At 43.5% G+C, this 4641-nt stretch carries 6 protein-coding genes and 1 pseudogene; 5 read left to right on the top strand and 2 right to left on the bottom strand.

Features of this window, described 5'->3' with window-relative positions:
- The 4 genes from SORDD15_RS04340 to trxB form a co-directional block, all read left to right on the top strand.
- The coding region (locus tag SORDD15_RS04340; RefSeq protein WP_231097631.1) for an amino acid ABC transporter permease at nucleotides 1-659 on the top strand (659 nt) is incomplete at its 5' end.
- On the top strand, nucleotides 659-1402 hold the full coding sequence (locus SORDD15_RS04335; protein ID WP_061414738.1) for an amino acid ABC transporter ATP-binding protein: 744 nt from the start codon (nucleotides 659-661) through the stop codon (nucleotides 1400-1402). The genes SORDD15_RS04340 and SORDD15_RS04335, both read left to right, overlap by 1 nt.
- A 77-nt stretch (nucleotides 1403-1479) precedes the next feature.
- Nucleotides 1480-1704 carry a DUF4059 family protein gene (locus tag SORDD15_RS04330; protein ID WP_000924294.1) on the top strand — a complete coding sequence of 75 codons (225 nt, stop codon included), beginning with the start codon at nucleotides 1480-1482 and terminating at the stop codon, nucleotides 1702-1704.
- A 65-nt stretch (nucleotides 1705-1769) separates the two neighbouring features.
- Nucleotides 1770-2681, top strand: coding sequence for a thioredoxin-disulfide reductase (gene trxB, locus SORDD15_RS04325; protein WP_061414735.1), 912 nt, complete (start codon nucleotides 1770-1772; stop codon nucleotides 2679-2681).
- 278 nt (nucleotides 2682-2959) lie between these two features.
- On the opposite strand, the gene rlmB is transcribed toward trxB, so the two are convergent.
- Both rlmB and def read right to left on the bottom strand, forming a co-directional pair.
- The gene (gene rlmB, locus SORDD15_RS04315; protein WP_000855740.1) at nucleotides 2960-3688 is read right to left on the bottom strand and encodes a 23S rRNA (guanosine(2251)-2'-O)-methyltransferase RlmB; all 729 of its coding nucleotides are present in this window, start codon (nucleotides 3686-3688) and stop codon (nucleotides 2960-2962) included.
- Between the two features lie 44 nt (nucleotides 3689-3732).
- Nucleotides 3733-4344, bottom strand: a complete 612-nt coding sequence (gene def, locus SORDD15_RS04310) for a peptide deformylase (protein ID WP_061414729.1) — start codon at nucleotides 4342-4344, stop codon at nucleotides 3733-3735.
- 155 nt (nucleotides 4345-4499) lie between these two features.
- On the opposite strand from def, the pseudogene SORDD15_RS10520 reads away from it, so the two are divergent.
- Nucleotides 4500-4641, top strand: a pseudogene (locus tag SORDD15_RS10520) (metallophosphatase); the annotation flags it as partial.

Genomic DNA, 4641 nt, shown 5'->3' with positions numbered 1-4641 from the left:
GCTTGGGGGGGGCTCTCTTTGGTTTAGTACTAGCTTTGATTTTTGCCATTGTGAAAATCAATCGAGTAAAGATTTTATATCCCTTGCAAGCCTTTTTTGTCAGCTTTTTAAAAGGCACACCAATCCTAGTCCAACTCATGTTGACCTACTACGGTATTCCTTTAGCTCTGAAAGCCATCAATCAACAGTTGGGAACTGGTTTCAATATCAATGCGATTCCAGCAGCAATTTTTGCAATTGTGGCCTTTGCTTTTAACGAGGCGGCTTATGCAAGTGAAACGATTCGTGCAGCCATCCTTTCTGTTAACCCAGGTGAAATTGAGGCGGCGCGTAGTTTGGGTATGACACGAGCGCAAGTTTACCGTCGCGTGATTATTCCAAATGCGGCGGTGGTAGCGACGCCGACTTTGATTAACTCTCTTATCGGTTTGACTAAGGGAACTTCTCTTGCCTTTAGTGCAGGTGTTGTGGAAGTCTTTGCTCAGGCTCAAATTTTGGGTGGAGCCGATTATCGCTATTTTGAACGTTTCATCTCCGTAGCCCTTGTTTATTGGGTAGTCAATATCGGAATTGAAAGCCTCGGCCGTTTCATCGAGAGAAAAATGGCTATCTCAGCGCCGGATACAGTGCAAACAGATGTGAAAGGAGACCTTCGTTAATGATTACGATTTCGAATTTAAGCAAATCCTTTTCAGGACAAACTGTCTTGGATCATCTGGACCTGGATATCCAAAAAGGGGAGGTAGTGGCCTTGATTGGTTCATCTGGGGCGGGGAAATCAACCTTTCTTCGTAGTTTGAACTACCTTGAAACTCCAGATAGTGGAACGATTCAGATTGACAATTTTAAAGTTGATTTTTCTCAGATTAGCCAAGAGGAGATCCTAACCCTTCGTCGCAAGTTATCTATGGTTTTCCAACAGTTTAATTTGTTTGAACGCCGAACTGCTCTTGACAATGTCAAGGAAGGTTTGGTTGTCGTTAAAAAATTATCGGACGAGGAGGCGACAAAAATCGCCAAGGAAGAGTTGGCTAAGGTTGGACTTTCTGATCGCGAGAATCATTACCCTCGTCATTTGTCGGGTGGGCAGAAGCAACGGGTTGCCCTCGCGCGTGCGCTTGCTATGAAACCGGATGTCTTGCTCTTAGACGAGCCCACTTCAGCCCTTGACCCAGAGTTGGTCGGTGAGGTAGAAAAATCTATTGCAGATGCTGCCAAGTCAGGCCAGACCATGATTTTGGTCAGTCACGATATGTCTTTTGTAGCCCAAGTGGCAGACAAGGTTTTATTCCTAGATAAAGGGAAAATCATCGAGTCCGGCACACCGGATGAAATCATCAATCATCCGAAAGAAGAGCGGACAAAAGAATTCTTTGCTAGTTACAAACGGACTTATATTTGATATAATAGAAAAAGGAAAACTCAGTTAGTTGGACTAGCTGAGTTTACTCTTTAAAAAAGATAGAAACGAGAGAGATCATGCTACTGCATCTATTTTCTTTGTATTTCGAGAGTTTGATCTTAACGACCATCCTTGTCGTGATTTTTCTGGGGATTTGGATTGGATTGAGAGCCATGTCTGGTGTGGACAAGACAGCCAAAGCTCGCCAAGCTCATCTCTATGATATGATTATGATTGGAGTTTTGGTCGTTCCGGTGTTATCCTTTGCCGTCATGAGTTTGCTCTTGGTTTTCAAGGCATAATCCTTGCGTGGCTAGCAAGAATGAGTTAGAATAAAGATAGTTACAACAAGAAAGAAGGAATCGAAATGTACGATACGATTATTATCGGTGCTGGACCTGCGGGAATGACTGCTGCCTTATATGCCGCTCGCAGCAATCTGAAAGTGGCTTTGATTGAAGGTGGTCTGCCAGGCGGGCAAATGAATAACACATCTGATATTGAAAACTATCCAGGTTATGCTAATATCAGTGGACCTGAATTGGCTGAAAAGATGTTTGAACCACTTGAAAACCTTGGAGTGGAGCATCTTTATGGCTATGTTGAAAATATTGAAGACAAGGGTGACTTTAAGAAGGTAATCACTGATGATCAAGTTTACGAAACCCGTACTGTCATCGTGGCAACTGGGTCAAAACACCGTCTCTTAGGGGTTCCTGGAGAAGAAGAACTGAACAGTCGTGGTGTCTCTTACTGTGCAGTCTGTGATGGAGCTTTCTTCCGTGACCAAGACTTGCTCGTAGTCGGTGGTGGAGATTCCGCGGTAGAAGAAGCCCTCTTCTTGACTCGCTTTGCCAAGACTGTTACCATTGTTCACCGCCGCGACCAACTTCGTGCCCAAAAGGTTTTGCAAGACCGTGCCTTTGCAAATGAGAAAGTCAACTTTATCTGGGACTCTGTCGTCAAGGAAATCAAAGGTGAAAACCGAGTCGAATCTGTCGTATTTGAAAATGTAAAAACAGCTCAAGTGACAGAGCAAGCCTTCGGTGGCGTCTTTATCTATGTTGGTTTGGATCCCGTTAGCGATTTTGTTAAAGAATTGAATATTCAAGACCAGGTAGGCTGGATTGTGACAGACAATCACATGAAAACGGGTGTTGACGGTATCTTTGCAGTTGGGGATGTTCGCCAGAAAGACCTTCGCCAAGTAACAACAGCAGTTGGAGATGGGGCTATCGCTGGTCAAGAAGCTTACAAGTTTATCACAGAACATAGTTAATACACTTCAAAAATCTCTTCAAACCACGTCAGCTTCGCCTTGCCGTATATATGTTACTGACTTCGTCAGTTCTATCTGAAACCGCAAAACAGTGTTTTGAGCTGACTTCGTCAGTTCTATCCACAACCTCAAAACAGTGTTTTGAGCTGACTTCGTCAGTCTTATCTACGACCTCAAAGCAGTGCTTTGAGCAACCTGCGGCTAGCTTCCTAGTTTGCTCTTTGATTTTCATTGAGTATAATCATAAAAAGTTTCCAATCAGATGACTGGAAACTTTTTTATAGTCGGTTTCGGAAAACTTCGTACATGAGAATAGCTGCAGCAACACTGGCATTGAGGCTTTGAACATGCCCATTCATGGGAATGGTAATCATCTCATCGACCTGTTTTTTGATATTGCTAGAGATGCCTTTTCCTTCATTTCCGATGATGAGGGCGATTTTTCCTTTTGTATTCCACTTGTGGCAAGGAGTACCGTTCATATCCGTTCCAAAGGTCCAGAAGCCTTCAGCCTTGAGTTTGTCTAGGGTTTGACTGAGGTTGGTAACTCGGGCAATCGGTACATGCTCAATAGCACCTGTGGCCGTTTTGGCAACGACAGGAGTCACTCCGACAGCACGGTGCTTGGGAATGATGACACCTGAAACATTGGTCGCATCAGCAGTCCTTAAGATAGAACCTAAGTTGTGAGGGTCAGTTAGACCATCCAGAATCAATAGAAGTGGATTTTCTTCTTGTCGTGTTTTGGCAAGGATGTGATCCAGCTCGCTATAGGCAAATTCGGACACTCGTAGAACAAAACCTTGGTGGACAGCGCCTTCGGTCATTTCAGAGAGGGATTTTTTCGAAGTCCAAGAAATGGATACCTTCTTTTCAGTAGCCAGTTCCTTGACTTTCTCAACATTCTTTCCCCTTAAATCTTCTTGGAGATAGAGTTTGTTTCCTGTGTTTGCAAGGAGGGCTTCTGTAACGGCGTGGACGCCATAGACAATATCATTTGTTTTCATGCCTCTATTATAACACAAAACCCCGTCTTGCAACGGGATTTTCTTTATTCCAGAATCAGTAAACCATCTTTAACAGCAAATGGATCTTTCTCATTGATACGATCGTAAAACATGATTCCGTTTAGGTGATCAATTTCATGTTGGACAACGATAGAGTTGTATCCTTTGAGCTTGATACGGTGTTTTTCGCCATCCTTGTCAAAGTAGTCAACAGTAACGCGAGCATGGCGGACTACATAGCCAGGTACGTTTCGGTCAACAGACAGGCAACCTTCTCCTTCACCAAGAGCAGCATCTTGAACAGAGTGAGAGACGATTTTTGGATTGTACATAACAGCTTGCAAGTCGTAGGCTTCCTGTGGAGTTTCACCTTCTTCCACAATATTTGGGACCAAAACGGCAATAATGCGTTTTGAGATATCGAGTTGGGGAGCAGCCAATCCAACACCACCGCGGAGCCCCATTTTCTCAGCCGTAACAGGATCCTGAGAATGCTTGAGGAATTGCATCATCTTTTCGCCAAGGATGATTTCCTGGTCAGACAGTGGGAAAGTGACCTCCTCAGCAACTGCGCGTAGAGTTGGATTCCCCTCGCGGATAATATCATTCATATCAATTAAGTGAGCAGCTTTTGTAATACGTTCTATTGCAGACATTTTCTCTCCTTTCATTACCTCTACATGATAACACAAAATAGGCGAGAAAGAAAGTCGCAGAAGTTCCTAAAAAATAATATAATAAACGGTATTCCTCTTTTGTCTGTGGTATAATAAAAGAAAAGACTTGCACCAAAAAGCAAGGGGGAATAAAGATGGAAAAGCGACAAGATAGACGGTCTCAGGGCTCTCTTTATGGGGTGTGGAGAACTAGTGTGGATTTCTTTCGGAATTATAAATCATGGACCAATGCCCAGTTTATTATTGTGTTATTGCTTGCAGTTGCCTTATCCATGG

This window comes from Streptococcus oralis (assembly GCF_001578935.1).
Taxonomy (GTDB): Bacteria; Bacillota; Bacilli; order Lactobacillales; family Streptococcaceae; genus Streptococcus; species Streptococcus oralis_R.
This window is presented reverse-complemented; position numbering and strand designations above follow the sequence as displayed.

What these genes read in the sequence shown, in the direction of transcription:
- SORDD15_RS04335 (WP_061414738.1), top strand. Translation starts at nt 659, where the DNA reads ATGATTACGATTTCGAATTTAAGCAAATCCTTTTCAGGACAAACTGTC.
- SORDD15_RS04330 (WP_000924294.1), top strand. Translation starts at nt 1,480, where the DNA reads ATGCTACTGCATCTATTTTCTTTGTATTTCGAGAGTTTGATCTTAACG.
- trxB (WP_061414735.1), top strand. Translation starts at nt 1,770, where the DNA reads ATGTACGATACGATTATTATCGGTGCTGGACCTGCGGGAATGACTGCT.
- rlmB (WP_000855740.1), bottom strand. Translation starts at nt 3,688, where the DNA reads ATGAAAACAAATGATATTGTCTATGGCGTCCACGCCGTTACAGAAGCC.
- def (WP_061414729.1), bottom strand. Translation starts at nt 4,344, where the DNA reads ATGTCTGCAATAGAACGTATTACAAAAGCTGCTCACTTAATTGATATG.